Annotated in this window: 31 protein-coding genes; 16 read left to right on the top strand and 15 right to left on the bottom strand. The window is 60.0% G+C overall.

Annotated elements, in window-relative coordinates; genetic code table 11:
* Window positions 1-46 precede the first annotated feature (46 nt).
* From pyrB to V5N13_RS03285, 3 genes are all read left to right on the top strand, one after another.
* Window positions 47-958, top strand: a complete 912-nt coding sequence (gene pyrB / locus V5N13_RS03295; RefSeq protein WP_332899408.1) for an aspartate carbamoyltransferase — start codon at window positions 47-49, stop codon at window positions 956-958.
* Window positions 951-1,412, top strand: coding sequence for an aspartate carbamoyltransferase regulatory subunit (pyrI, locus tag V5N13_RS03290; RefSeq protein WP_336359602.1), 462 nt, complete (start codon window positions 951-953; stop codon window positions 1,410-1,412). The genes pyrB and pyrI overlap by 8 nt, the downstream gene beginning before the upstream one ends.
* A 183-nt stretch (window positions 1,413-1,595) precedes the next feature.
* Window positions 1,596-2,420: a hypothetical protein gene (locus V5N13_RS03285; protein WP_336359601.1), complete on the top strand. Its 825-nt coding sequence runs from the start codon at window positions 1,596-1,598 to the stop codon at window positions 2,418-2,420.
* Here V5N13_RS03285 and V5N13_RS03280 read toward each other — a convergent pair.
* Together V5N13_RS03280 and V5N13_RS03275 are read right to left on the bottom strand one after the other, a co-directional pair.
* Window positions 2,406-2,969, bottom strand: a complete 564-nt coding sequence (locus V5N13_RS03280) for an NUDIX hydrolase (RefSeq protein ID WP_336359600.1) — start codon at window positions 2,967-2,969, stop codon at window positions 2,406-2,408. The genes V5N13_RS03285 and V5N13_RS03280 overlap by 15 nt on opposite strands.
* A gap of 111 nt (window positions 2,970-3,080) precedes the next feature.
* Window positions 3,081-3,491 (bottom strand): hypothetical protein, encoded by a 411-nt coding sequence (locus V5N13_RS03275; RefSeq protein ID WP_336359599.1) that lies wholly within the window; start codon window positions 3,489-3,491, stop codon window positions 3,081-3,083.
* Between the two features lie 573 nt (window positions 3,492-4,064).
* Between V5N13_RS03275 and V5N13_RS03270 the strand changes: the two genes are divergently transcribed.
* From V5N13_RS03270 to V5N13_RS03240, 7 genes are all read left to right on the top strand, one after another.
* On the top strand, window positions 4,065-4,250 hold the full coding sequence (locus tag V5N13_RS03270; RefSeq protein ID WP_332899403.1) for a DUF1918 domain-containing protein: 186 nt from the start codon (window positions 4,065-4,067) through the stop codon (window positions 4,248-4,250).
* A gap of 34 nt (window positions 4,251-4,284) precedes the next feature.
* Window positions 4,285-4,701: an RNA-binding protein gene (locus V5N13_RS03265; protein WP_332899402.1), complete on the top strand. Its 417-nt coding sequence runs from the start codon at window positions 4,285-4,287 to the stop codon at window positions 4,699-4,701.
* 300 nt (window positions 4,702-5,001) lie between these two features.
* On the top strand, window positions 5,002-5,709 hold the full coding sequence (locus V5N13_RS03260) for an RNase P subunit p30 family protein (protein ID WP_336361412.1): 708 nt from the start codon (window positions 5,002-5,004) through the stop codon (window positions 5,707-5,709).
* Window positions 5,706-6,185: an Rpp14/Pop5 family protein gene (locus tag V5N13_RS03255; RefSeq protein WP_336359598.1), complete on the top strand. Its 480-nt coding sequence runs from the start codon at window positions 5,706-5,708 to the stop codon at window positions 6,183-6,185. Before V5N13_RS03260 ends, V5N13_RS03255 begins: the two co-directional genes overlap by 4 nt.
* A gap of 6 nt (window positions 6,186-6,191) precedes the next feature.
* Complete coding sequence (psmA, locus tag V5N13_RS03250; protein WP_336359597.1) at window positions 6,192-6,938, top strand: archaeal proteasome endopeptidase complex subunit alpha; 747 nt, start codon at window positions 6,192-6,194, stop codon at window positions 6,936-6,938.
* A gap of 103 nt (window positions 6,939-7,041) precedes the next feature.
* Complete coding sequence (locus tag V5N13_RS03245) at window positions 7,042-7,767, top strand: ribosome assembly factor SBDS (RefSeq protein WP_332899399.1); 726 nt, start codon at window positions 7,042-7,044, stop codon at window positions 7,765-7,767.
* Between the two features lie 47 nt (window positions 7,768-7,814).
* The gene (locus tag V5N13_RS03240; protein WP_336359596.1) at window positions 7,815-8,678 is read left to right on the top strand and encodes a mechanosensitive ion channel family protein; all 864 of its coding nucleotides are present in this window, start codon (window positions 7,815-7,817) and stop codon (window positions 8,676-8,678) included.
* Between the two features lie 31 nt (window positions 8,679-8,709).
* On the opposite strand, the gene V5N13_RS03235 is transcribed toward V5N13_RS03240, so the two are convergent.
* Window positions 8,710-9,027, bottom strand: coding sequence for an FUN14 domain-containing protein (locus V5N13_RS03235; protein WP_332899397.1), 318 nt, complete (start codon window positions 9,025-9,027; stop codon window positions 8,710-8,712).
* A 222-nt stretch (window positions 9,028-9,249) separates the two neighbouring features.
* On the opposite strand from V5N13_RS03235, the gene hflX reads away from it, so the two are divergent.
* A complete protein-coding gene (gene hflX / locus V5N13_RS03230; RefSeq protein WP_336359595.1) occupies window positions 9,250-10,539 on the top strand; it encodes a GTPase HflX in 1,290 nt (429 codons plus the stop codon).
* Between the two features lie 28 nt (window positions 10,540-10,567).
* Here the strand turns inward: hflX and moaC are convergent, their stop codons facing one another.
* Together moaC and V5N13_RS03220 are read right to left on the bottom strand one after the other, a co-directional pair.
* Complete coding sequence (gene moaC / locus V5N13_RS03225) at window positions 10,568-11,056, bottom strand: cyclic pyranopterin monophosphate synthase MoaC (RefSeq protein WP_442905057.1); 489 nt, start codon at window positions 11,054-11,056, stop codon at window positions 10,568-10,570.
* The gene (locus tag V5N13_RS03220) at window positions 11,040-12,476 is read right to left on the bottom strand and encodes an NAD(P)H-hydrate dehydratase (RefSeq protein WP_336359593.1); all 1,437 of its coding nucleotides are present in this window, start codon (window positions 12,474-12,476) and stop codon (window positions 11,040-11,042) included. Before V5N13_RS03220 ends, moaC begins: the two co-directional genes overlap by 17 nt.
* A gap of 78 nt (window positions 12,477-12,554) precedes the next feature.
* Between V5N13_RS03220 and V5N13_RS03215 the strand changes: the two genes are divergently transcribed.
* Complete coding sequence (locus V5N13_RS03215; protein WP_336359592.1) at window positions 12,555-13,043, top strand: hypothetical protein; 489 nt, start codon at window positions 12,555-12,557, stop codon at window positions 13,041-13,043.
* On the opposite strand, the gene V5N13_RS03210 is transcribed toward V5N13_RS03215, so the two are convergent.
* Entirely contained in the window at window positions 13,033-13,311 is a 279-nt protein-coding gene (locus V5N13_RS03210) for an acylphosphatase (protein ID WP_332899392.1), read from the bottom strand. The two genes, V5N13_RS03215 and V5N13_RS03210, sit on opposite strands and share 11 nt — an antisense overlap.
* Before the next feature lie 37 nt (window positions 13,312-13,348).
* A complete protein-coding gene (locus tag V5N13_RS03205) occupies window positions 13,349-14,254 on the bottom strand; it encodes a DNA-3-methyladenine glycosylase family protein (protein ID WP_336359591.1) in 906 nt (301 codons plus the stop codon).
* A gap of 121 nt (window positions 14,255-14,375) precedes the next feature.
* Between V5N13_RS03205 and V5N13_RS03200 the strand changes: the two genes are divergently transcribed.
* Window positions 14,376-14,759 carry a DUF555 domain-containing protein gene (locus tag V5N13_RS03200; protein ID WP_332899390.1) on the top strand — a complete coding sequence of 128 codons (384 nt, stop codon included), beginning with the start codon at window positions 14,376-14,378 and terminating at the stop codon, window positions 14,757-14,759.
* 114 nt (window positions 14,760-14,873) lie between these two features.
* Here V5N13_RS03200 and V5N13_RS03195 read toward each other — a convergent pair whose 3' ends face one another.
* From V5N13_RS03195 to V5N13_RS03180, 4 genes are all read right to left on the bottom strand, one after another.
* Window positions 14,874-15,110, bottom strand: a complete 237-nt coding sequence (locus V5N13_RS03195; protein ID WP_332899389.1) for a UPF0058 family protein — start codon at window positions 15,108-15,110, stop codon at window positions 14,874-14,876.
* Between the two features lie 233 nt (window positions 15,111-15,343).
* Complete coding sequence (locus V5N13_RS03190; RefSeq protein ID WP_332899388.1) at window positions 15,344-15,523, bottom strand: DUF7836 family putative zinc-binding protein; 180 nt, start codon at window positions 15,521-15,523, stop codon at window positions 15,344-15,346.
* A 47-nt stretch (window positions 15,524-15,570) separates the two neighbouring features.
* Window positions 15,571-16,545: a transcription initiation factor IIB gene (locus V5N13_RS03185; RefSeq protein WP_332899387.1), complete on the bottom strand. Its 975-nt coding sequence runs from the start codon at window positions 16,543-16,545 to the stop codon at window positions 15,571-15,573.
* 157 nt (window positions 16,546-16,702) lie between these two features.
* Window positions 16,703-17,335, bottom strand: coding sequence for a phosphoribosyltransferase (locus tag V5N13_RS03180; RefSeq protein WP_336359590.1), 633 nt, complete (start codon window positions 17,333-17,335; stop codon window positions 16,703-16,705).
* Window positions 17,336-17,467: 132 nt separating this feature from the next.
* On the opposite strand from V5N13_RS03180, the gene V5N13_RS03175 reads away from it, so the two are divergent.
* Window positions 17,468-17,692, top strand: a complete 225-nt coding sequence (locus V5N13_RS03175) for a hypothetical protein (RefSeq protein WP_336359589.1) — start codon at window positions 17,468-17,470, stop codon at window positions 17,690-17,692.
* 46 nt (window positions 17,693-17,738) lie between these two features.
* On the opposite strand, the gene V5N13_RS03170 is transcribed toward V5N13_RS03175, so the two are convergent.
* The 4 genes from V5N13_RS03170 to V5N13_RS03155 all read right to left on the bottom strand — a co-directional run bounded on the left by V5N13_RS03170 (window position 17,739) and on the right by V5N13_RS03155 (window position 19,809).
* Window positions 17,739-18,623 carry a cupredoxin domain-containing protein gene (locus tag V5N13_RS03170; RefSeq protein ID WP_336359588.1) on the bottom strand — a complete coding sequence of 295 codons (885 nt, stop codon included), beginning with the start codon at window positions 18,621-18,623 and terminating at the stop codon, window positions 17,739-17,741.
* A gap of 169 nt (window positions 18,624-18,792) precedes the next feature.
* A complete protein-coding gene (locus V5N13_RS03165) occupies window positions 18,793-19,098 on the bottom strand; it encodes a hypothetical protein (RefSeq protein ID WP_332899383.1) in 306 nt (101 codons plus the stop codon).
* 55 nt (window positions 19,099-19,153) lie between these two features.
* On the bottom strand, window positions 19,154-19,429 hold the full coding sequence (locus V5N13_RS03160) for an ArsR/SmtB family transcription factor (RefSeq protein ID WP_336359587.1): 276 nt from the start codon (window positions 19,427-19,429) through the stop codon (window positions 19,154-19,156).
* Between the two features lie 95 nt (window positions 19,430-19,524).
* Window positions 19,525-19,809, bottom strand: a complete 285-nt coding sequence (locus tag V5N13_RS03155) for a DUF357 domain-containing protein (RefSeq protein WP_336359586.1) — start codon at window positions 19,807-19,809, stop codon at window positions 19,525-19,527.
* Window positions 19,810-19,941: 132 nt separating this feature from the next.
* Here V5N13_RS03155 and V5N13_RS03150 point away from each other — a divergent pair, with 132 nt between their 5' ends.
* Both V5N13_RS03150 and V5N13_RS03145 read left to right on the top strand, forming a co-directional pair.
* Complete coding sequence (locus tag V5N13_RS03150; protein ID WP_336359585.1) at window positions 19,942-21,003, top strand: NAD(P)/FAD-dependent oxidoreductase; 1,062 nt, start codon at window positions 19,942-19,944, stop codon at window positions 21,001-21,003.
* Between the two features lie 120 nt (window positions 21,004-21,123).
* A complete protein-coding gene (locus V5N13_RS03145) occupies window positions 21,124-21,414 on the top strand; it encodes a DUF7545 family protein (protein WP_332899379.1) in 291 nt (96 codons plus the stop codon).
* Window positions 21,415-21,448: the final 34 nt, after the last annotated feature.

Below are 21,448 nucleotides of genomic sequence, written 5' to 3'. Positions count from 1 at the left end.
GCAAGTGTCGGGAGTTTCAAGAGTGCTGGCGTCTGCCCTCTAAACGATGTGGACCGACCAGCTCGTCAGCGCGAAACAACTGTCGCGGGCGGACATCGACGCCGTCCTCGACCATGCCGCCGAAATCGATGAAAATCCGGCGGCGTTCGCCGACCGACACACCGACAAACTCCTCGCACTGCTTTTTTACGAACCCAGTACCCGGACGCGCCTCAGTTTCGAGACGGCGATGAAGCGCCTCGGAGGCGACGTTATCGACATGGGCTCGGTCGAAGCCTCAAGCGTCAAGAAGGGTGAAACCCTCGCAGACACCGTTCGCGTCATCGAGGGCTACGCAGATGGCATCGTGCTTCGCCACCCGAGTCAGGGCTCTGCGACCATGGCCGCAGAGTACGTGGACGTGCCGCTCGTAAACGCCGGAGACGGCGCGGGCCAGCACCCCACCCAGACGCTGCTCGACCTCTACACCATCCGCAAGAACGTCGGCTTCGACGATTTGACCGTGGGCATCATGGGCGACCTCAAATACGGGCGGACCGTCCACTCGCTCGCAAACGCGCTCACGCAGGTCGATGCGAGCCAGCACTTCATCAGCCCCGACAGCCTGAAACTCCCGCGTCGGGTGCGCTACGACCTCCACGAAGCCGGAGCGAACGTCAAAGAGCACACCGAGTTAGACGAGATTCTCCCGAGTTTGGACGTGCTCTACGTCACGCGCATCCAGCGCGAAAGATTCCCCGACGAGAGCGAGTATCGCGCCGTCGCCGGACAGTACCAAATCGACGCCGAACTCCTCGAAGCGGCGAGCGACGACCTCATCGTCATGCATCCGCTGCCCCGTGTTGACGAGATTGCGGCCGACGTTGATGGAACAGACTTTGCAAACTATTTCGAGCAGGCCCACAACGGGATTCCCGTCCGCATGGCGCTGCTCGACATGATGTTAGACAATGAGTGACCACGAACTTCGCGTCAGCAAGATTAAAAGCGGCACCGTCATCGACCACATCCCCGGCGGGCAGGCGCTGAACGTGCTCGCCATCCTCGGCATCGACGGTTCGACGGGCGAAGCCGTGAGCGTCGGGATGAACGTCCCGTCAGACCGTCTCGGCCGCAAGGACATCGTGAAAGTCGAAAGTCGCGAGCTGAGTCAAGACGAAGTGGATGTTATCTCGCTCATTGCGCCGATGGCGAGCATCAACATCATCCGCGACTACGAGGTGCAACGCAAACACCGCGTCGAACGTCCGAACTCCGTACAGGGCGTTCTCGAATGCCCGAACCCGTCGTGTATCACCAACGAGCGCGAACCGGTGAAAACGCGCTTTACCGTCCTCGACGACGCGGTTCGCTGTGACTACTGTGAGACCATCGTCCGGGACAACATCGCAGAACACATCAGCGACGACTAACGCGGCGAGTGCGGCCGTCGCCCGAACAATTTTACTCTGGGCGAACGAACGTACTGTCATGGCCCGAAAATTCAAATTCCTGTTCGCCCTCATCGCCGTTGCACTGCTCGTCAAACTCGTCGCAAAGAAGTAGTCGCCCACCGTTTTCGAATCACTTACCCCTGTACCGGACTAGCCGCTTGTATGTTCGGCGTCGTCACACGCAACGCATCAGAGGTCGAGTTGACCGAGTTCGACCGCGGGTTCTATGAGGTGAAAGACGTGACCGGACGGGCCGCTGCCCCGCTCCCGAACGCCATCAACATGGTCTCGTGTTTCGGCGACAACGCGGCTGCAAACGGTAATCCCGACCTCGTTCCGGTGAACGAAGCCGGCGACCTCGCCACCCGCGACCAACCGTATTTCGACTGGGCGTACATCTGCCCGACCAACGAGCAGTATCGCGCCGGACTGCTCGAAATCATCGACGACTGTGTCGAGCAGAACGAGGACGTGCGCTTAGACGACGTGGGCTTCCCGCGCGAGGGCTACTGTCGCTGTGAGCGGTGTAACCGCCTGTTCGACGAGAGCGAGTACGACGACCGAAACGAGTGGCGCGCGTCGGTCATCACCGAGTTCGTAGCCGAGGCCGCCGCCCGGATTCCGGGCAAGGTGTATCTGACGCTGTATCCAGACCCCTACCCCGGTCACCTCTACCGACGGGCGGGACTCGACCTCGACGCACTCGCGGAGCACGTAGACGAGTTCGTCATCCCGCTCTACGACATGGCGTACACGACGACCTATTGGCTCGAAATTATCGTTACCGGCTTCCTCGACCTGCTCACGACGCCCTTTAGCGTAGAACTCTACGCGGTTGACGTGGACATCGACAACCTCATCCACGCGACGGATGTGGCAGATGCCTACGCAAACAACGTCTACTTCGGCTACGACGCCTCGAACGCGGTGGCGGCGCTCAGGCGGATGAAAGCAGAAGACAGAGAAGGCGTGTCACACGGACAGTGAGCGTTCGCGCCACGTGAGAAGGTCGTCGCGGTCGCGCGTGTCGGGGGGCAGGCGGTCGAACCATTCTGCGGTCGAGATTTCGTTATCCGGGTCGCGTATCTGTGGCTCTGTTGTGTCCGCACTCGCGGCGAACACCGGCAGGATGCCCCACGTTTCGTGGCTTCCACAGCGAAGGTGGATGCGCGTGAGGAGCGCAAGCCCGTCGTAGGTGGCTTCCACACCGGCTTCCTCTGCTAGTTCGCGGTGGGCGGCTTCGTGGAACGATTCACCTGGGTCTACGCCGCCGCCGGGGAGCACCCACATGTCGACGCCTTCGTGGCGACAGAGCAAGAGTTTCCCACACAGCTGGTAGACGATAGTGTGTGCGCCGTAGGGAGCACCGGTCTCGTTGATTCGCCGGGCGAGCGTCCGAAACCGGTTGCGCGAGACGTGGTGAGTTCGGGTGTGTTCGGTGTACTCGTCGTGGGCCTCCGCGAGTCGATGGTAGGCCTGTGCTGCGGCTTGGTCTGCTTCTGAGGCGAGAAACCAGAGGTCGTCTACGGGCGTCATCTGCGCCACGTCGGCCGGGTAGTTATCGCATGAAACGCAGAGGGGAGAGCGCAAATCGTGGCAGTCATTACCGTTTGTTCGCGTCGCCACTGCAATAAATGTTCGACCAGTTCAGGCGAGCTGTGCGCGACAGGTGCGTGCCATAGCCGGCAGCGACAGCGTGACCGACGAATCGAACGACACGAGCACTTGTTGGTTATCGGTGAAGGGGAGTTGCAAGATGGTCTGCGTGTCGAACCCTTGGACGGCGTAGGTGAGCGAGCCGAGTTTCTCGCTGAGCCGGTTGGGGTTCTCTGCGAGAACGTCCGTCGCCACGTCGCTGAGCGTCTCAGCCACCGCCGACTCTGTCCGGCTCACTGCTGCTGGGGTGTGGACGTACATCGTGACGGCTTCGCGCGTGTAGGCGACGACGCCACGGAGCGCAGTGCCCGCGTGGTCGATGAGAAATGAGAGCAGGTCGTCGTATGGAAATGCGTCGCGGGTGACGGTTGTGAAGCTGATGTCCTCGGTTCTGCGGAACACATCCCAAACGACGTCCCGTCCAGTTGGGGTAAGCCCGTACAGGCGCCCTTTCAGTGTGTCTTCAGGAACGAGCAGATCGATGAGGTCTCGTTCTCTGAGCTCTGCGATACTGCGAGAGATGTGTGGGAGCGGTCGGGACACGCTTGTCGCAATTTCGGAGGGTTGTGCAGGCCCCTTATCAAATAAATGATACATAACGTCCGTCCTGTGTGCTGAGTTGGAGACATATTGCACGTGCTCCCAGTCGTCGCTCACAATGTATTCCTCATCACAGTTTTCGAATTTGTGCTACAGTCGTTTATACTCTTGGTCGCCGTATATTTTAGTAGTTATTCTTGACATATTTCATTGCCTCTACGCTCAACTAATATTTCATATCTGACTGGCCTACCCCGGGCACACGCTCCGTTCGGTGGGGATTCTCACCATGTACTGCGTCCGTTACGTGGGGCGGAAATGGCCGCGAAGCCACTCACTGCCGTGCCCTGTCGCCCTGGAGCGCGGCTCACACAGAGAGCCATCAAAACAGACCTGAACCACGACACTTTTAGCCGGGTCGCTGCAAGGATGACTATGAGCTTTGACGAAGGAGACCAAGTTATCCTGCACGACAAGCACAGTGAGTATGACGGCCAATCCGGTACGATTAGCCAAGTTATCGAAAACATGTTCGGTGGCGCTACGTACACTGTGATGTTCGACGAGGGTCAAGAGCAGGGTCTCTCCGAGGATTCACTCGAACGGCTCGAAGACGAGTAAGACGCTTTTTACCGACCGGGCACGAAGCCTGCCCATGTCGAAGGTTCCGTTTCACTATATCGACCTCCGCACATTTTGCTACGCGACCGAGGACGAAAAGCGCGTAATAGAGGCTATTCGGGCATTCCTCCCCGAGGAATTCGAACTCGAACGCATGGAGACGAAAGGCCACCACGGCGACCGCATCGTCATCTTCTCTGCCCGCGTCGAAAAGGCAGACGACGTGCGGGTGGTGCTCGACAAGCTCGCTGAACTCGAAAACATAGACAAAGTGCGTGCAGAAATCGATCAGCGCGTAGACGACAACTGCTCGTTTTTCATCCACCTCGACAAGCAGGCGGCGTTCAAAGGCATCGCACAGCTCGGTGAGGGGCTCTCGCTACGGGGGAAGGTCGAAGCGTATCCCGCAAAAAAAGCGAAAGCAGTCGAAATCGTCAGAGACGCTATCTGACGCCCGAAAAACATGTCCCGTGTTATCTAGTGCCAATGTTTATGGGGGCACCCCGTGTGTGTGAGAAAGAGGCGTCAATTGAATGCAAGCGTGTCCGTACTGTAACTCTGAATTGAACGGGACTGGTAGCCGAGTATCGACGAGAACCGGCGGTGGGCGAAAAACAACCGGGTCTGAGATGGTTTCGTGTCCGGATTGTGGCGGCGTAATCGACGGCTTTTCGACACACTGAGTCGGCGGCCGGGTCGCGCCTTTTATTTTCGGTGACGGGAAAGTCGAGAGTGACACCGCTCGATGCTCATGTACGAAGCAGTCCACGCACACCCCGACGGCGACAGCACCGTGGCCAGATTCGCGGCGACGGCGAAGTCGTATGGGTACGACGGAATCGTCGTCCGGAATCACGGGGACGCCCCAGCCGAGTTCGACAGCGAGTCGCTCAGCGACGCAACCGGCATCAACGTCGTGGACGCCATCGAGATTCGCGCCGACAATCCCGCACAGGCCAGCGGCCACGTCGGCAACTACCGCCCAAAAAAGACGATGCTCGTCGTCCACGGCGGGAACACGAAGGTAAACCGCTTTGCGTGCGAGCAAGAGCGCGTGGACGTGCTTGCCCACCCGATGGCCGGGCGCGGCGACCTGAACCACGTCCTCGCAAAAGCCGCAGCGCGCAACAACGTCCGCATCGAGTTCAACTTCGGAGACGTGCTCCGTCGCCACGGCGGCCCCCGAGTCCAAGCGCTCCAGAACCTGCGTAAACTCCGCGAACTCGTCGAGTACTACGACGTGCCGTACGTGGTGAGCGGCGACCCACAGAGTCACTTAGCCCTGCGCGCCCCGCGCGACCTCGTTGCTCTCGGTGAGACGATTGGCTTCTCGAAAGCCCAGATGAAAGCCGGGCTCGAAGAGTGGGGAACCATCGCGGCGCACAACCGCGAGGTGATGGACGAGTCCTTCATCGAACCCGGCGTGACTCGTGGGCGCTACGAGGAGGTCTCAGAATGAAGCACCTCCCGAAGCACATCCGCCCGCGGTGGCGGTATCTTGCGGTCCACCTCGAAGCGTGGCCGGAGACGAGTTTCAATCGCCGAAGCTTCCAGCGGCACGTCTGGTACGCCACCCAGAACCTTCACGGCGACCCGGGGGCGGCGGCCCTCGACATGAAGGTCATCCGGTTTTCGTTCGCAGACGGGGATGGACACGCCATCGTCCGCACCCGCCGCGGCGAGGAAGACCGAGCGCGTGCGGCCCTCGCCTGCGTCCACGAAATAGACGGCGACACCATTGGCGTTTCCGTCGCCGGAATCAGCGGGACGGTGCGTGCTTGTGAAGAAAAGTATATAGGTCGCCGAAGGGTAAAACCGACACAGAGAAAAGTCGTCTTTGCAGGCGCAGATGTAACCGCCGTCGAACGGGGTTCCCGGTTCGACGTGCGGCAAGATGGCGCGTTTGTGGGGGCGGCAGAACTCGATCTCGAGTGATACTACATGCAGGGACAAGCCCAACAACAGGCCTACGACCGCGGAATTACGATTTTCTCCCCGGACGGACGCCTCTACCAGGTCGAGTACGCCCGTGAGGCAGTCAAGCGAGGAACCGCGAGCATCGGTGTCCGGACGACGGACGGCATCGTGCTCGCAGTTGACAAGCGCATTCGCTCGCCGCTCATGGAGCGCACTAGCGTCGAAAAGATTCACAAGGCCGACGACCACATCGGCATCGCGAGCGCCGGGCACGTCGCAGACGCGCGCCAGCTCATCGACTTTGCCCGCCGTCAGGCGCAGATAAACCAACTGCGCTACGGCGAGCCAATCGGCGTCGAGACGCTCACGAAGGAAGTCACCGACCACATCCAGCAGTACACGCAGGTCGGTGGCGCGCGCCCATTCGGTGTCGCGCTCATCATCGGCGGCATCGAAAACGGCCGCCCACGCCTCTACGAAACGGACCCATCCGGGACGCCGTACGAGTGGAAGGCGCTCGCCGTCGGCGCAGACCGCGGCGAGATTCAAGACTACCTCGAAGCGAACTACTCCGAGGAACTCGACCTCGACGCCGGTGTCGGACTCGCCCTCCGGGCACTCGCAGAGGTCAACGACGGCAAACTCCGCCCAGAAGGAATCGGTGTCGCCACCATCTCCTTAGACGAGGACTTTGCCGAATTAGACGACGAGTCCGTCGAATCCTACCTCACGGAACTCGACCTGCTCGACACCGAGTCGGACGACGAATAATCGCGCCGTTCTTTCGTTTTCCCCACCAGCGAGCCGTTGCGCTCGGCCAGTTTTCGCCCAACCGAGGACAACACCCTTTACCCGTGCTGTACTATCTTGTACCATGATTTCACTTGACGAGGCCGTCACGGCCCGACTCGAATCACACGGTGCGCGATTTGAGGTTCTCGTTGACCCGGACGCTGCACTGGCCATCAAACGAGACGAGTTCAAAGGCGACTTAGAGGATGTCATCGCCGCAGACGACGTGTTCGAAGACGCCTCACGCGGTGACCGCCCCGCAGAGGAGGACTTAGAGAAGGTGTTCGGGACGACAGACCCGATGGAAATTATCCCGGAGGTCATCAAACGCGGCGAGATTCAGATTACCGCAGACCAGCGCCGCGAGATGCAAGAACAAAAGCGCAAGCAGTTGGTGGCGACCATCGCGAGAAACGCCATCAACCCGCAGATGGACAACGCCCCCCACCCGCCAGACCGCATCGAGGCAGCGCTCGAACAGGCGGGGTTCAAGGTAGACCCGATGGAGCGGGTCGAAGAACAGGTCGATGACGCCCTCGATGCGCTTCGGCCCGTCATCCCGATTCGCTTCGACACGGTAACCATCGCGGCGAGAATCCCGGCTCAGTACGCAGGCAGCGCACAGGCGCGCATCCGCAAGTTCGGCGACTTAGAGCGAGAAGAGTGGCAAAACGACGGGTCGTGGGTCGGCGTCATCACCTTCCCCGCCGGACTGCAAAACGAGTTTTATAGCCTCGTAAACGAGCTGTCGAGCGGCGAAGCAGAGACCCAAATCATCAAAGACGAAGACGACATCAAAACGCGATAAGCGATTCTCGGCGGTCGCTTTTTCCCCGTTCGTCCCGATGCACGGACATGGTCGGACAATTCCTGTTGCAGGTGAACCTCCCCGAGTCGCTCTCTGCGTATCAAGAGGTTCTCACCGAGGTGTTCTGGTTTCTGAGCGGGGCATTTATGGTGTACCTCGTTGGCCGTTTTCTGCTTATCCCGCTCGTGTTGCGGGTGGTTCGGGCGCGCAACCGCAACAATCCCACGATTGAGACGGCAGCAGAAACGTATCTTCGTGTCGCGTTCGCGTTGTTGGCGACGCTTGCGGGCATCGTCGCCGCGGGCTACGGGGGCGTTCTCACCGGCTCTGCGGTCGTCATCGCCGCGCTCACGTTTCTGCTTGGTATCTCCGGGCAGGAAGTGTTCGGGTCGCTCATCAGTGGCATGTTCCTCGTTGCGGACCCGGATTTCAACGTTGGCGACTGGATTTCATGGTCTGGTGGGCAGGGAACCGTTGAAGCCGTTGACTTCCGAGTGACGCGAATTCGCTCCCCGAACAACGAGACCATCACCGTCCCCAACACGGAACTCACGACCAATGCGCTCACTCGGCCGTTCGGGCGCGACACGTTTCGAGTGACCGAACAGGCGTATCTCCCCTACGACGAGGATACAGAGCGCGCGCTCCTCGAAATCAGGCAGGTCGCTGCGAGCCAAGACCTCGCATTGGCAGAGCCGGCACCCACGTCTCGCATCATGGAACTCGGGCCGAACGCGATCACCGTGCAAGCCGAGTTCTGGGTAGACGACCCCGCTGGGAGCAACATTGCGACGGTGCGCTCTGATTTCAGACGCCAGTTAAAGCGCCGGTTCGTCGAGGCGGGACTGACGCTTTCACCACCGACTGGGCAGGAACTTTCGGGAGCGGTTCGAGTAGAGCAGTCGCTCTAACCCTTGTCCACCGAAAAATCGAATGCAGAAACTATCCTCTGCGGAAGCCAAGCAAGAAGCCAGCGGTGAACCCTGCACCCACCGAGAGCGTTTCTAAAATCGTCGTAATCCACGAGGGGGGCGTCGCAGAGGTCGCTTCTTCGCCGGCTTTGATGAATCCAGCAGTCAGTTTCTCCCAATCGACGGTGAGAATCTGGCGCGACTCTAAGAACTTGAACAGCGCGAGTTCGAGACCAATAATGACGGCGATGAGTTTTGCTACTTTCTTCGCAGCAAAGCCAATAATCGCCCCGATGAGTGCCCCACCCCCGGCTTCGATGCCGAGTTGTTGGAGGTTGATATCCACCATAGCGTACACTCCGCACGTAACTGTTAAGACTTTTGTCCTAAATTCACCCCTCAACCAGAGTGTCACGCCGTGACATTGAAGATGTGCGGGCGCATACTGACGGCCATGAACGTCAGTAGCGTCGCGGAGGTGGGCTGCCGTCAATAAGACAGACCGCGACACGGTGGCGTGCCGTGTCGAAATGGGTGTTTCACTCCCCGCCACTGCTGGCGAGGAATTGCTATGAAGGCCGTTATCGTCAAACGTGTCGACAGGGGGAGTGCCGATGTTGGAGAGATTTGCGATCTCGCAGCAGCGGCGGGCTACACCGTCGCTGCGACGCTCACGCAAACGCGTGAAGCGGACTCCGCCCTCCACATCGGGGAAGGGAAAGCAGACGAACTCGCCGCGCTCGTCGCAGAGACGGGCGCAGGCATCGTTATTTTCGACAACCGACTCGGGCCGTATCAGGTGTTCAACCTCGGCAAACGACTGCCCGAGGGCGTCGAGGTCGTAGACCGCTTCAAACTCGTCCTCGAAATTTTCGGCCAGCGTGCCCGCACGCGCAAGGCACAACTCCAAGTCGAACTCGCAAACCTCCGATACGAACTCCCGCGTGCAGAGGCGAAAGCCAGCCTCGCAAAGCGCGATGAGCGCCCGGGGTTCATGGGGCTTGGTGAGTACGACCAAAACCGCGAACGCGACATCAAATCCCAGATTGCCCGCCTTCGGGACGAACTCACGCGCATTGAACGCCGCGAAGAACAGCGCCGCGAACACCGCCGGGAGACGGGCTTCGACCTCGTCGCGCTCGCCGGGTACACGAACGCCGGGAAGTCCACACTCCTGCGCCAACTCGCCCGCGACGTGGACGTAGACGAAAACGAAGATCTCCACCCGGATATCGAGGCCACCGCCGAGTCAGAAGACCGCCTGTTCACCACGCTCGGGACGACGACCCGCCGCGCCGACATGGAGCGAAACGTCCTCGTCACGGACACGGTTGGATTCATCACCAACCTGCCTCACTGGCTGGTCGAATCGTTTAAATCCACGCTGGATGCGGTGTACCACGCAGACCTCGTCCTCCTCGTCGTGGACGTTTCAGAGCCGGTCGAGAACATCCGCGAGAAACTCGTCACCTGCCACGACACGCTGTATGAGCGCAACGAAGCGCCCATCGTGACCGTCTTGAACAAGGCAGACGCGGTTGACGACGCCGAGATTGCCGAGAAAATCGAGGCACTCTCCGCGCTCGCCCCCGACCCCGTGGTCATCAGCGCAAAAGAGGATCTGAATATGGACGCGCTCAGAGACCGCATCGAGCGCGCGCTCCCGCCGTTCGAACACGAACGGCTCGTCCTCCCGATGACCGACGAGACGATGAGCCTCGTCTCGTGGATTCACGACAACGCCCGCGTCAACGACGTGGACTACGGCGAGCAAGTCATCGTGGACTTCGAAGCCCGACCCGCCATCGTGGAGAAATCGCGGTCGAAAGCCGGTGAGTTGCCGCTCGCAGAATCAGCCTGAGTAGTCGAGTTTTCGAAGTGCTTTCCGGTCAGTCGAGCGTCTGCTTTTCCTTATCGAGCACGCGCACGTTCGAAATCTCCGTCGCGGGATACTGCCCGTTTTCGTCTTTCTCGACGGCTTTCACCATGTCCCAGACGACGTTCAAACCGGTCGTTACGCCCTCTAAGGCTTCCATCTCACAGCCCGTCTTGCCGGTGGTTTCGACGGCCACAGTCAGGGTGATTTTCTCCTCGCTAATCTCGAACTCGGTGTCTACGTTCGTAATCGGAATCTGGTGGCACATCGGGATGGTCTCCCACGTGTGTTTGACCGCCTGAATCGCGCCGACGCGGGCGGTTGCGAGCACGTCGCCTTTGCCTATCTCGCTCTCGCGGATGGCGTTGATGGTCGTTGGTTTGAGGTGGATGTCGCCCTGTGCGACGGCGCGGCGGGCGGTGTCTGGTTTCTTGCCCACGTCGACCATCTGCACGTCGCCCGACTCCGTCGTGTGCGTCAGGTCGTCACTCACGGCGCTCACCCCAGAGCGCGACCGGCAGCGTCGAAAGCAAATCGGTTGCCATCATACCGTACCCTCGTTGCTCGACCACCAAATCACCAGCGCGTCCCGTCGCGTAGGCGGCGATGGCTGCTGCGTGTGTCGGTTCCTGTGTCGCCGCGAGCGCGCCGGTCGCACCCGCGAGCACGTCGCCCGTTCCACCGACGGTCATGCCGGGATTGCCAGTCCGATTGACGCGCGTCGTCTCACCGTCCGAAATCACGTCGTAGGCTCCTTTCACGAGCAACGTGTGGCCGAGGCTTTTTGCGAAGTCCTCAACCAACTCCTTCCGACTGTGCCAGTCCGTGTCGGTTTCCCCGCCCATCTTTTTGAGTTCGCCCTGATGAGGCGTGCAGATGAGCGTCGCCTCCGTTTCGATTGTCGGAACCACCTGCAGCGCATCTGCGTCCACGACCGCAGTTCCGTCGAAAGCTTTTACGAACTCTTCTACCGCGTCGAGCGTCTCGTCCGCGCTCCCGAGACCGGGGCCGAACACCACCGTGTCGTGGCCTGTGGCGAGGTCGAGCAGGGACTCTACGTGGCTCGGTTCGAGTCTGTCGCCATCGAACGGTCGGAGAATCAAGTTCTCGCTGTAGCCCTGTATCTCGCGGGCGACCGACTTCGGACAAGCGACGCGCACGAGGTCTGCGCCAGCGCGAAGTGCGGCCTGCCCGGAAAGCGCCGGTGCGCCGGTGTACGGGCCGCCGCCGACGATGAGCACGCGGCCGTGGTCGCCCTTGTGGCTCTCGGATTTCCGGGTGAGTGTGCGGAGGTCACCCGGCCCGACGAACAGCTCTGCTGCGGCGGGAATCCCGATGTCCGCGACGGTGACGTTCGGGAGGTTTTCGAGGCCGGGTTTCATGTCGTGGCAGGTGACGACGTGGTCTGCACCGACGGCGATTCCGGCTGAGGAACCCGTGTCTGCGTCCATTCCCGTCGGCACGTCCACGGAAACGACCGTCGCTCCCGAGGCGTTGATGGCTTCGGCAGCGGTTTTCTCGGGTTCGCGCAACTCGCCGGTGACGCCGGTACCGAGCATTCCGTCTACGATGAGGTCGGGGGTGCCGAGGTCGAGTGCCGTCGAATCGCGGACTTCTCGGGTATCGTATTCAGCCTCTTTGAGCGCGTCCCAGTTCTCGCGGGCGATGTCGGTCGAAATGGACTCCTCGCGGCCGAGCAGGTGAACGGTCACGTCAAATTCGTCAAGGAATCGCGCGGCGACGAAGGCGTCACCACCGTTGTTCCCGCGCCCGGCGACGATGGCGACGGTCGCACCGGGTGAGACGAGGTTGCGGACGACGCGAGCGACGGCGTTGCCACTCGACTCCATCAACTGTTTTTGAGGCACTCCGAGGGCCGCCGCGTTCTCGTCTACGGCGGCCATTCGGTCGCTCGAAATCATGGCAGGGAGTTGTTTCCGGGGTGGGTTAAACGTGCGGGGGCCGGTGCAGTCATTTTCCTCCACTCCTTTCACCCAGTTGTGAACGTCTTCTGGCTAGACGAAAATCCGCGACGGGCGGCGCGCTACCACGGTGACCAGCACGTGAACAAGATGCTGCTCGAAGCCGCCCAAATCCTCTCGACTGCCCTCCGTGAACACGGTCACGACGAGGCATTTCTCTATCAGCCAACCCACACCGGCCATCCCGTCGTCGAATGGGCGGCACACTCACGGGAGAATTGGCTTCGCCTCTATGAGTTTGCAGGCGCGCTGAACGCGGAGTTCGTCGAGCGATTCGACCATGACGAGCCACACGCGAGTTGGCAGATGCTCGAGCGAGTCGACCGCGACGCGATTGCAATACCCGCCCGCGGTGCGACCGAACCGCCACAGTGCATGCCAGAAGAATACTATCGGGACGACCTCGTAGACGCCTACCGAACCTACTACGCGAACGACAAGGAGTGGGCTGTGTGGAACTACACCGACGAACCGCCGTGGTTGGCAGAGTACCGGCTTACCGCTTGATTTCGAAGCCAGAGACGTTCTCTGGAGACTTGTATTCCGCTTCGACACTGGTTACGTCCGCGGCCGGACTTCCCGTGTGACACCACTCGATGAGTGCGTCTACTTCGCTTTCGTCGCCCTCGAACACGGCTTCGACGCGGCCGTCTGCCAGATTTTTCACCCACCCGGAGACACCGAGTTCCTGTGCCTTGTCGCGGGTGTTCGCGCGGTAGTAGACGCCCTGTACTTTCCCGCTCACGAAGACGTGTGCGCGCACTCGTTCGGTCATAGGAACCATTCTGCAAAACCGTCAATAAGTGTTCTCCCTACGCCTCGCCGCCGGTTCTGAGATAGTGGAACACGTACGTCTGGGCGTAGCCTGCGTATTTCCCGCCGAACTGCGCGCGGATGGCCCGTGACGTATCGCGGTAGTTCCCCTTCTCGCAGTCGGGATAGTGGTCTGCGATGGCCGATTGAATCCACGTATCGAGCGGGACGGCTTCGAGGTAGCCAAGCGAGAACAGGAGGATGCAGTCTGCGACTTTGTCGCCGACGCCGACGAACGTTTTCAGTTCGTCACGGGCGGCTTCGTACTCCAGTCCAACGGCGTCTTCGGGGGCAGCCTCGCCTGTTGCGACGAGTTCGGCAGAGCGCTTGACGTAGGGTGCGCGATAGCCGAGGTTTAGGTCGCGGAGTTCTGCTTCGCTTGCTTGTGCGAGCGCCTTGGGCGTCGGGAATGCGTGGTAGGTTTTCCCGTCGAATTCGAGTTTCTCGCCGTAGGTGCGCGCGAGGCCAAGTTGCATGTCGTGGATACGCGAGACGCGCATCTGCGCAGAGCAGATAAACGAGATGAGCGTCTGAAACGGCGGGTCGCGGACGAGTCGCATTCCTTTGTAGGCGTCGTAGGCGGTGGACACGAGGGGGTCGTCGGGAATCGCGTCGAAAATCGCGGGCAGGTTGTCGTCCAGTCGAAGGAGATGGACGAGGGCCGATTCTGCGTCGAACTGCGATTCCCATTCAAGGTGGCCGTCTTTCTGGCGGACGCGCACGACTGCTGGGTCGCCGTCGCGCGGGAGGACGGTGTAGTACCACGCGTCGCCGCCGTAAGCTGGGGTTTGTTCGTACATCCGGCTATCTTCGCGCCGCCAGAGATACGACTGGCCGCTTTCGACCGTCGATTGGAGGTCAAATTCTCCCGTGAGGTTGGCAAGTGCGAGGGTGCCCGATTCCATTACCACCGTAGAGGAGTGGGTGCGGTTTGTGCTTTCGCTTTCAACATGACAAACAGGTCACAAAGGCGACGTATGCTGATTTGGCCTAACCTTCTTACGGGAGGCCGCTGAATAATAGTCCATGGACTGCAGAGTTGTCGTCGAAGCCGCAGTCCCGGTGTACGACGTCGGCACGCCGGACGAAGCGGTTCGAATTGCCATCTCGAAGACGGGCGAGATGCTCAACCCCGACTTGAACTACGTCGAAATCAACATGGGTGAGCGCGTCTGTCCCCACTGCCACGAGCAGTTAGACCCCGCATTCTTGAGCGCAGACGAGAGCCTCGTCGCGCTCGAACTCGAAATGACCGTGTTCAACGTCGAACGCGAAGAACACGCCGCGCGCATCGCGCGCAAAGAGATTGGTCAGCGCCTCCACAATATCCCGCTCGACGTGATTGACGTCCGCATTCTTGGCGAAGGTGAGGACGATGCGGATACAGGCGCGACGCTCAACGCCGAATAGGTCGTCGATAAAAGCCGACGGCGGCTGCGAGGAGTTTTTGCACGATACCGCTCTGAGAGCGTCGCCACTTTTCGTCAATGTGGTGACAGAGAGACTGCGTCGGTCGCGACGCGATTAATCGGCCGTGGCGGAGATCTTCTCGGATTCCGCCTCGGTCATTTCTGCGGTGATACCGTCTGCGAGTGCAAAGACTGCGGCTTTGTGGTCCGTTTTGGATTTGTGGATAGAGGTCGGCCGTACCCCAAGTGCCTCGTATTCCTCGTGTTCAATTGTGATTTCGTACTCTGCTTCGTAGTGGTTGCATACCTCCGAGAGGAGGCCGTGCAGGTGGATGAGCTCCTGCTTCTTCATAACAACAGCCTCTTACAAGCGGAGGGTTATATTACTATCTTGAGTCTCGTTAGCATACGTACCGGATTAGAAGGGCTGTATCGACAGTATTCGCCGGAATTTCACGCCGACGTCTCTTTCAGTTGACTGGTCTATTCTGCATACATTGACTATATATCTCACAGTATACTCCGCGTGACTGACGATACGAGCGTGGGTCTCTGAAAAAAGCCGGGACTGCGAGTGGGCGTCGCCTACTCGAACTGCTTGACCGTGTCGAGGTCGTGTTCGGTACGCATAAACTCAGAAAGCATTCGACTTGCGTGACAGTTCGGACAATGGAAGGTGGTTTTCAAGGGCGGAAGGTCACCCGGCGTCGATTCCCAATCTTTGCCGCACTCAGGACAGAGTAGACGAACATATGCTTCCACCATGTGTGCACACTGTTCGCAGGCTGCAATGAAAAGCTTTGTTGCCTGACTTATACGGGGAGGTAGTTCCCGTTGGCTTCGAGCAGTTCTTTGTAGCGGTTGCGGATGGTGACTTCGCTGATGTTCGCTACGTCAGAGACCTGGCTTTGGGTCACTTTCTCGTTCGAGAGCAGCGCGGCGGCGTAGACGGCGGCGGCCGCGAGGCCGACCGGCGACTTCCCGCTGATGATGCCCTGCTCTTTCGCGTTGCGAAGCAGGTCGCGGGCGGTGCGCTCTGCCTCATCAGAGAGGTCTAAGTCAGACGCAAAGCGTGGGACGTAGCTCTCTGGGTCTGCGGGCTTTATCTCTAAGTTGAGCTGGCGGACGATGTAGCGGTAGGTGCGCGTGAGTTCCATCTTATCGACGCGCGATACCGTCGCAATCTCGTCGAGACTGCGGGGCATGCCCGCTTGTCGGGCAGCGGCGTACACCGACGCTGTGGCGACGCCTTCGATGGAGCGACCTGGTAAGAGATTCTCAGAGAGCGCGCGCCGGTAGATGACCGACGCCGTCTCACGAACCGTGCTCGGCAGGCCGAGTGCCGAAGACATGCGGTCGATTTCGCCGAGCGCCTGCTTCAGGTTGCGTTCCTTGCTGTCGCGCGTGCGGAACCGCTCGTTCCAGGTGCGGAGGCGCTGCATCTTCGCGCGCTGGCGGGCACCGAGGGATTTGCCGTAGGCGTCCTTGTCTCGCCAGTCGATGTTGGTCGAAAGCCCCTTGTCGTGCATCATCTTCGTCGTCGGTGCACCGACACGGGACTTCGAGTCCTTTTCGCTCGCGTTGAACGCGCGCCACTCCGGGCCGCGGTCGATTTCTGCTTCCTCTACGACGAGGCCACAGTCGCGACAGACCGTCTCGCCGTGTTCCGTGTCCGACATGAGCGGACCGCTGCACTCTGGGCACACTTCGGTTTCATCGACGATTCGATTCTTCTGCTTCTCCTGTGGCTGTTCGCCGGTGTATGTCCTGATTGTTGTGTCACTCATTAGCGTCTCCATTGGGCCAGGGCGGGTGTCTGCCGGGGGGTACGAAACCCTAAAAAGCCGGGTGTTGACCTTACGTATAGTTAGTGCGTAAAGTTTATAAATGTTTCGCAAAACGGAACGGGCCAAAACCACACGACACAACCCATATACAACCGATTTACCGCTCGTAAGTGGCGAGGGCCGCCATCGCCGCTTCGTCGCTCACCTGACCGAAATCTTCATAAAACTGTCCCACAGCGCTGAAGTACGCGGGCGTCATCTCACAAATCACCTCATCAGCCTCGCTCATGAGCCGCTCTGCACCCGATTCAGACGCAACGGGAACCGCAAGAACCACGCGGCTCGCGCCCGCTGCCTTCGCCAGCCGTACGCAGGCGAGCGCCGTCGCCCCGGTCGCCAGCCCATCGTCGACGATGACGACGCGCTTATCCGTCAAGTCGGGGGGCGTGCGCTCCCCCCGATACCGTTTGGCCTTCGCTTGAGCGGTTTCGTGTTCGCGGGCAATCGTCTCTTCGAGGTACTCTTCAGACACGCGGAGTGTCTGGATGAGCGGTTCGTTTCGCCAGACGCTCCCGTCTGCTGCGACTGCGCCAACGGCGAGCTCTGGGTTGTCGGGCGCACCGAGCTTTCGCGCGACGATAATGTCGAGTGGCACGGCGAGGAAATCTGCGACGATTTTGCCAATGGGCACCCCACCCCGTGGAATCGCAAGGACGATGTCCGCCACCACGTCGTGGGCATCGACGACCGCCGCGAGTTTCTCGCCCGCGTCAGTTCGATTTCGGTACATCAATGAAAATAGGTGCGCACGCGGCTTAAACCCCGTCTGGACTCGCGAATGGGTTGCACCGAAACACGCCACGCATCACACAGTCTCCCTCGACAGAAACTATTTATCGAATGACTCGGGTTGAGAAAACGCATGATTAACCCCGTCGGTATCTTCTTCCTGCTTGGGGGATTCCTCGCGGCGCGGTGGCCCTATCGATTCGCACGATTTAGCGAACGCATCGATGCAATTGGCAGCACGACACCGCGCGACCAAGTCGAACCTGCAGAATGGAACGTCCTGTTGACACGAGTTCTCGACATCGCAATGATACTCGTCGGCAGCTTGGCAGTTCTAAGCAGCCTTGCGGCCGGGTGACCCGCCAGTGAAAAAGTGTAGAACGTGCTGCGTCACTCCAGTTCGCTCAGCTGGTTTCGGTTCCCGTTTCTTCGCCGTCTAGATTTGCCTCTCCGTCAGTTTCTGAGCCGCCTTCGCCCCCCTCTGCGAACAGCTCATCGGGATTGAACGTGGGAATCTCTCCTTTGAGGTCTTCCCACGCGATGGGACCGTTGTCGATGATGTTCTGTGGCGTGAGTAACTCTGCGTCGAGCACGGTGGCCACCGGCGGCGGCAGTTGTTCGCTTCCGGCAGGTGCTTTGGGCTGTTCACAGCCATCCCCGGTGACGACGACGCGCATCACCATTCCAAGATCGAAATGCGGGAGGCACATGATGTCGTACACACCCGGCTCCGTGAACTGATAAATCCAATTCTCCCCGCTCATGACTGGGGGCGAGGAGAAGGGTGCGGCTCCCTCGGGAATCCGCCGTGGCAGGCCGAAAAATCGTGGGTGGATTGCCGTCACCGTGTGGAGGTCAGCAGAGGCGTTCGGGAACTCGATGATGTCGCCGACACTGATGGCGAGGCCGACCGGGTCGAAATAGAAATCAGGGAAGCCTTCGGCCTCTCCGTCCGCCTGCTCGTCACTATCCCCCTCTTCGGGGAACAACACGTCCGCGTCGTCAAGCCGCAGTTCAACTGTGTGCTGGGGCATGAGCGCCTCTGGGAGGTCGAGTTCGGTCGTCAACGACGCATATCCCATCAGGTCGTCGATGCACGGCGGACAGTCGTTGTCGGCTTGGAATGTAGACTGTGTCCCACCCCTCGCACTTGTCTGCGTCCCGTCCCCTGTTTCCCCAGCGGCGACCCCACCGAGCGCCGCCACCGCGGTTCCCACGCCGAGCGTCCGAAGGACGGTTCGTCGCGTTGGCAGGCTGTACCTCGAATTCTCGCCGGTGTCTCGTGACATGGCGACTTGATGTTTCCGTGAATGGCCGTTATTATCCAGTGGCCAAGGTAACATACCGCATACTGGAGATGAACTGGTGGAGTGAGCGTTGAAATCCGCTTTTAACCCATGAAAACTCGTGTGCGTCACCGCGCTGGTAGTTCTCCGTATGGCGATTGTTCAGTTCCCGTCAGTCCCACGCCGTCCACGAGAGAAACAGGAGGCCAATGAACTGCAACACCGCGAGCAGCATCATCGCCTGCCAGACGATTTCGGGCACTGCAGAGGCGTACCACGCAGAGAGGTCGGGGTCGATGAGGTAGTAGTAGAGCGTGAGCGCGTTCTGAGCGAGCAAGAACAACGAGAAGATGAATAGACCGATTGTGTGCTTAGAGCGGAACTGCAGATAGTTACGACCCCACACATAGCCGAGTCCTGCGAGGAGGAGGACGTTTAGTGCAGTTGCGCCCTGTGCGACCGTGACCCAGATACTCATCTACCTCCACCTACCTTACTGTCACATATAACGACTAGCCCAAATTCGACCATAATCACTCCACCTGCGCTATGATTTGCTCTATCGTATCCCAGTGATGGCGGGCGTTCTCACTGGGGAGATAAATCGCTCCGTACTCATCGCCGCTCGTCGTCACAATGTTGTTATCCATGAGAACATCGAGGTGGTGTCTGACCGTCTTGTAGTTAAGGGCTAAGTCTTCGGCTAGTTGGTTTGCGTTCCGCGGTTGCCGATTCAGCGTCTTGAGCAGGCGAACGCGGTTGGCTCCACCTCGGGTACCGGTCAACACGTACCAGAGGACGGCCTCCATTGTTCTGCATCTCTCACCCACACCATGTAAGCCCATCGACAGAGGAGGGTGTCAGATTCACGCCGTCGGTCACTTCCACCTCCTTTGACACGCGGTCAGACAGTGAACAGATGCCCCTCGTCGGGAACCTTGAACAGCCCAATGCGCGCACCCGCATCCATCCAGCCGTGGCCGTAGGAGAACGACGCGAGGGCGTTCACGAGGTCGTCATTTGCCTTGAAGTGGCGGCCGTCGTCGAGATACGACTGCGCCATCTCGCGGTACTCGGCGGCTGACTCCCCGAGTGGCGTGTTCGGCGGATTCACGTCTTCTGCGGCGTCTAAGGCCTCCGCCAGCAGTCGTTCGTAGCGGTTGGTCTTCTCTGCTAAATCAGCGGCCATAGAACCTCGTTGTCGGGGACGAATATGGGCCTTGGCACCGACGGCAGATCTGTGCCCGAACACCCGGACGAAATCGTGCTGACTGCGCAAGACAGCGCAAGGTAAATACTTGTCCACGGTCAATTTGTGCACATGACAAAAGGCGACGCAGCCGAGGTTGAGCACCACCGACTCGTGATTGCCGGGTCCGGCATCGCGGGGCTCACCGCGGCCATTTATGCGGCTCGGTCGAACAACGAACCGCTCGTTCTCGAAGGCACAGAGCCGGGTGGCCAACTCACCTTGACCACCGAGGTGGACAACTACCCCGGCTTCCCCGAGGGCATCAGCGGGCCTGAACTCGTGAACAACATGAAAGCACAGGCAAAGCGCTTTGGCGCGACCGTCAAAAACCGCGTCGTCAAATCGGTCGACGCCTCGGAGCGCCCGTTCCGCATCGAACTCACCTCGGGCGACGTCATCACCGCAGACGCCTTCATCGCCGCCTCCGGTGCGAGCGCTCGAACGCTCGGCATCCCCGGCGAAGACGACCTCATGGGCTACGGCGTCTCGACGTGTGCGACCTGTGACGGTGCGTTCTTCCGCGACCAAGAAATGGTCGTCATCGGCGGCGGCGACGCCGCGATGGAGGAAGCCTCCTTCCTCACGAAGTTCGCCTCGAAAGTGTACCTCGTCCACCGCCGCGAGGAGTTCCGCGCCGAGGACTACTGGATCGACCGCGTCAACGAACAGGTCGAAGAAGGCGAAATCGAAATCCTCCGCAACACCGAGGTCACGGAAATCCACGGCTCGCCAGAAGACGGCGTGAGCCACGTCACGATGATTCGCCACCCCGAGGGCCACCCCTCCGAGAAACTCGACGACCCCGCTACTGAAAAATTCGACTTCGAGACGGGCGCGGTGTTCCTCGCCATCGGCCACACGCCGAACACGGCCTACCTCGAAGGCACGGGCGCGAAGATGGACGACGCTGGCTACCTCATCACGAAAGACGGCAAAGGCGCACAACAGACCGCAACGGACGTGCCCGGCCTCTTCGGCGCGGGCGACGTGGTGGACTTCCACTATCAGCAGGCCATCACCGCAGGCGGCATGGGCTGTCAAGCCGCCATCGACGCGGACGACTACTTAGAGGAGTTAGACCGCGAAAACCGCGCTAAAGAACAGGTCGCCGCCCCCGAATCCGACGACTAAGCGCTCGATTTCTCTCACAGATTCTCTCTGTTTTCCAACCCCACGAGCCACCGCACCGCGTGTGCACGCACGAAGCACAGATTCCACAGACCCTTTACGTCCACGCGCAAAGTGAATCCCATGTCTGATTCCGTAGAGACAGCCACGTTCAGCATCGAATCCTCGGACGGTTCGACCGACGAAGTCGAACTCCCAACCGAACTGCTTTCCCTGCTCTCAGAAGAGGAGTCCACCGCAGAAACCGTCGCAGACGTCGTTCTCATCGGCTTCGCCCAGCGCGCTCACGCCCTCGTCCACCACGCACAGGGCGAGTTCGACGCAGACGTAGAAGCCATCGAAGAGAGCGTCCTCGAAACCTTCGAAGAGCGCTTTGGCATGACGTTCGCCGAGATGACCGGTCACGACCACTAACTCGTCTTCACATTCTCTCGCTTTTCACCGGTCG

It is taken from the genome of Haladaptatus sp. ZSTT2 (genome assembly GCF_037081775.1).
GTDB lineage: Archaea > Halobacteriota > Halobacteria > Halobacteriales > Halococcaceae > QDMS2.
Note: the sequence above shows the minus strand (reverse complement) of the source record. Positions and strands in the feature narration are given on the sequence as shown.

What these genes read in the sequence shown, in the direction of transcription:
- V5N13_RS03280 (WP_336359600.1), bottom strand. Translation starts at nt 2,969, where the DNA reads ATGACGCCCGTAGACGACCTCTGGTTTCTCGCCTCAGAAGCAGACCAA.
- V5N13_RS03190 (WP_332899388.1), bottom strand. Translation starts at nt 15,523, where the DNA reads ATGGTGGAAGCATATGTTCGTCTACTCTGTCCTGAGTGCGGCAAAGAT.
- V5N13_RS03155 (WP_336359586.1), bottom strand. Translation starts at nt 19,809, where the DNA reads ATGGCCGCTGATTTAGCAGAGAAGACCAACCGCTACGAACGACTGCTG.
- V5N13_RS03245 (WP_332899399.1), top strand. Translation starts at nt 7,042, where the DNA reads ATGATTTCACTTGACGAGGCCGTCACGGCCCGACTCGAATCACACGGT.
- V5N13_RS03285 (WP_336359601.1), top strand. Translation starts at nt 1,596, where the DNA reads ATGTTCGGCGTCGTCACACGCAACGCATCAGAGGTCGAGTTGACCGAG.
- V5N13_RS03210 (WP_332899392.1), bottom strand. Translation starts at nt 13,311, where the DNA reads ATGACCGAACGAGTGCGCGCACACGTCTTCGTGAGCGGGAAAGTACAG.
- V5N13_RS03205 (WP_336359591.1), bottom strand. Translation starts at nt 14,254, where the DNA reads ATGGAATCGGGCACCCTCGCACTTGCCAACCTCACGGGAGAATTTGAC.
- pyrB (WP_332899408.1), top strand. Translation starts at nt 47, where the DNA reads ATGTGGACCGACCAGCTCGTCAGCGCGAAACAACTGTCGCGGGCGGAC.
- V5N13_RS03170 (WP_336359588.1), bottom strand. Translation starts at nt 18,623, where the DNA reads ATGTCACGAGACACCGGCGAGAATTCGAGGTACAGCCTGCCAACGCGA.
- V5N13_RS03255 (WP_336359598.1), top strand. Translation starts at nt 5,706, where the DNA reads ATGAAGCACCTCCCGAAGCACATCCGCCCGCGGTGGCGGTATCTTGCG.
- V5N13_RS03175 (WP_336359589.1), top strand. Translation starts at nt 17,468, where the DNA reads ATGATTAACCCCGTCGGTATCTTCTTCCTGCTTGGGGGATTCCTCGCG.
- pyrI (WP_336359602.1), top strand. Translation starts at nt 951, where the DNA reads ATGAGTGACCACGAACTTCGCGTCAGCAAGATTAAAAGCGGCACCGTC.
- V5N13_RS03145 (WP_332899379.1), top strand. Translation starts at nt 21,124, where the DNA reads ATGTCTGATTCCGTAGAGACAGCCACGTTCAGCATCGAATCCTCGGAC.
- V5N13_RS03195 (WP_332899389.1), bottom strand. Translation starts at nt 15,110, where the DNA reads ATGAAGAAGCAGGAGCTCATCCACCTGCACGGCCTCCTCTCGGAGGTA.
- hflX (WP_336359595.1), top strand. Translation starts at nt 9,250, where the DNA reads ATGAAGGCCGTTATCGTCAAACGTGTCGACAGGGGGAGTGCCGATGTT.
- V5N13_RS03235 (WP_332899397.1), bottom strand. Translation starts at nt 9,027, where the DNA reads ATGGTGGATATCAACCTCCAACAACTCGGCATCGAAGCCGGGGGTGGG.
- V5N13_RS03185 (WP_332899387.1), bottom strand. Translation starts at nt 16,545, where the DNA reads ATGAGTGACACAACAATCAGGACATACACCGGCGAACAGCCACAGGAG.
- psmA (WP_336359597.1), top strand. Translation starts at nt 6,192, where the DNA reads ATGCAGGGACAAGCCCAACAACAGGCCTACGACCGCGGAATTACGATT.
- V5N13_RS03165 (WP_332899383.1), bottom strand. Translation starts at nt 19,098, where the DNA reads ATGAGTATCTGGGTCACGGTCGCACAGGGCGCAACTGCACTAAACGTC.
- V5N13_RS03160 (WP_336359587.1), bottom strand. Translation starts at nt 19,429, where the DNA reads ATGGAGGCCGTCCTCTGGTACGTGTTGACCGGTACCCGAGGTGGAGCC.
- V5N13_RS03180 (WP_336359590.1), bottom strand. Translation starts at nt 17,335, where the DNA reads ATGTACCGAAATCGAACTGACGCGGGCGAGAAACTCGCGGCGGTCGTC.
- V5N13_RS03265 (WP_332899402.1), top strand. Translation starts at nt 4,285, where the DNA reads ATGTCGAAGGTTCCGTTTCACTATATCGACCTCCGCACATTTTGCTAC.
- V5N13_RS03200 (WP_332899390.1), top strand. Translation starts at nt 14,376, where the DNA reads ATGGACTGCAGAGTTGTCGTCGAAGCCGCAGTCCCGGTGTACGACGTC.
- V5N13_RS03260 (WP_336361412.1), top strand. Translation starts at nt 5,002, where the DNA reads ATGTACGAAGCAGTCCACGCACACCCCGACGGCGACAGCACCGTGGCC.
- V5N13_RS03150 (WP_336359585.1), top strand. Translation starts at nt 19,942, where the DNA reads ATGACAAAAGGCGACGCAGCCGAGGTTGAGCACCACCGACTCGTGATT.
- V5N13_RS03240 (WP_336359596.1), top strand. Translation starts at nt 7,815, where the DNA reads ATGGTCGGACAATTCCTGTTGCAGGTGAACCTCCCCGAGTCGCTCTCT.
- V5N13_RS03220 (WP_336359593.1), bottom strand. Translation starts at nt 12,476, where the DNA reads ATGATTTCGAGCGACCGAATGGCCGCCGTAGACGAGAACGCGGCGGCC.
- V5N13_RS03270 (WP_332899403.1), top strand. Translation starts at nt 4,065, where the DNA reads ATGAGCTTTGACGAAGGAGACCAAGTTATCCTGCACGACAAGCACAGT.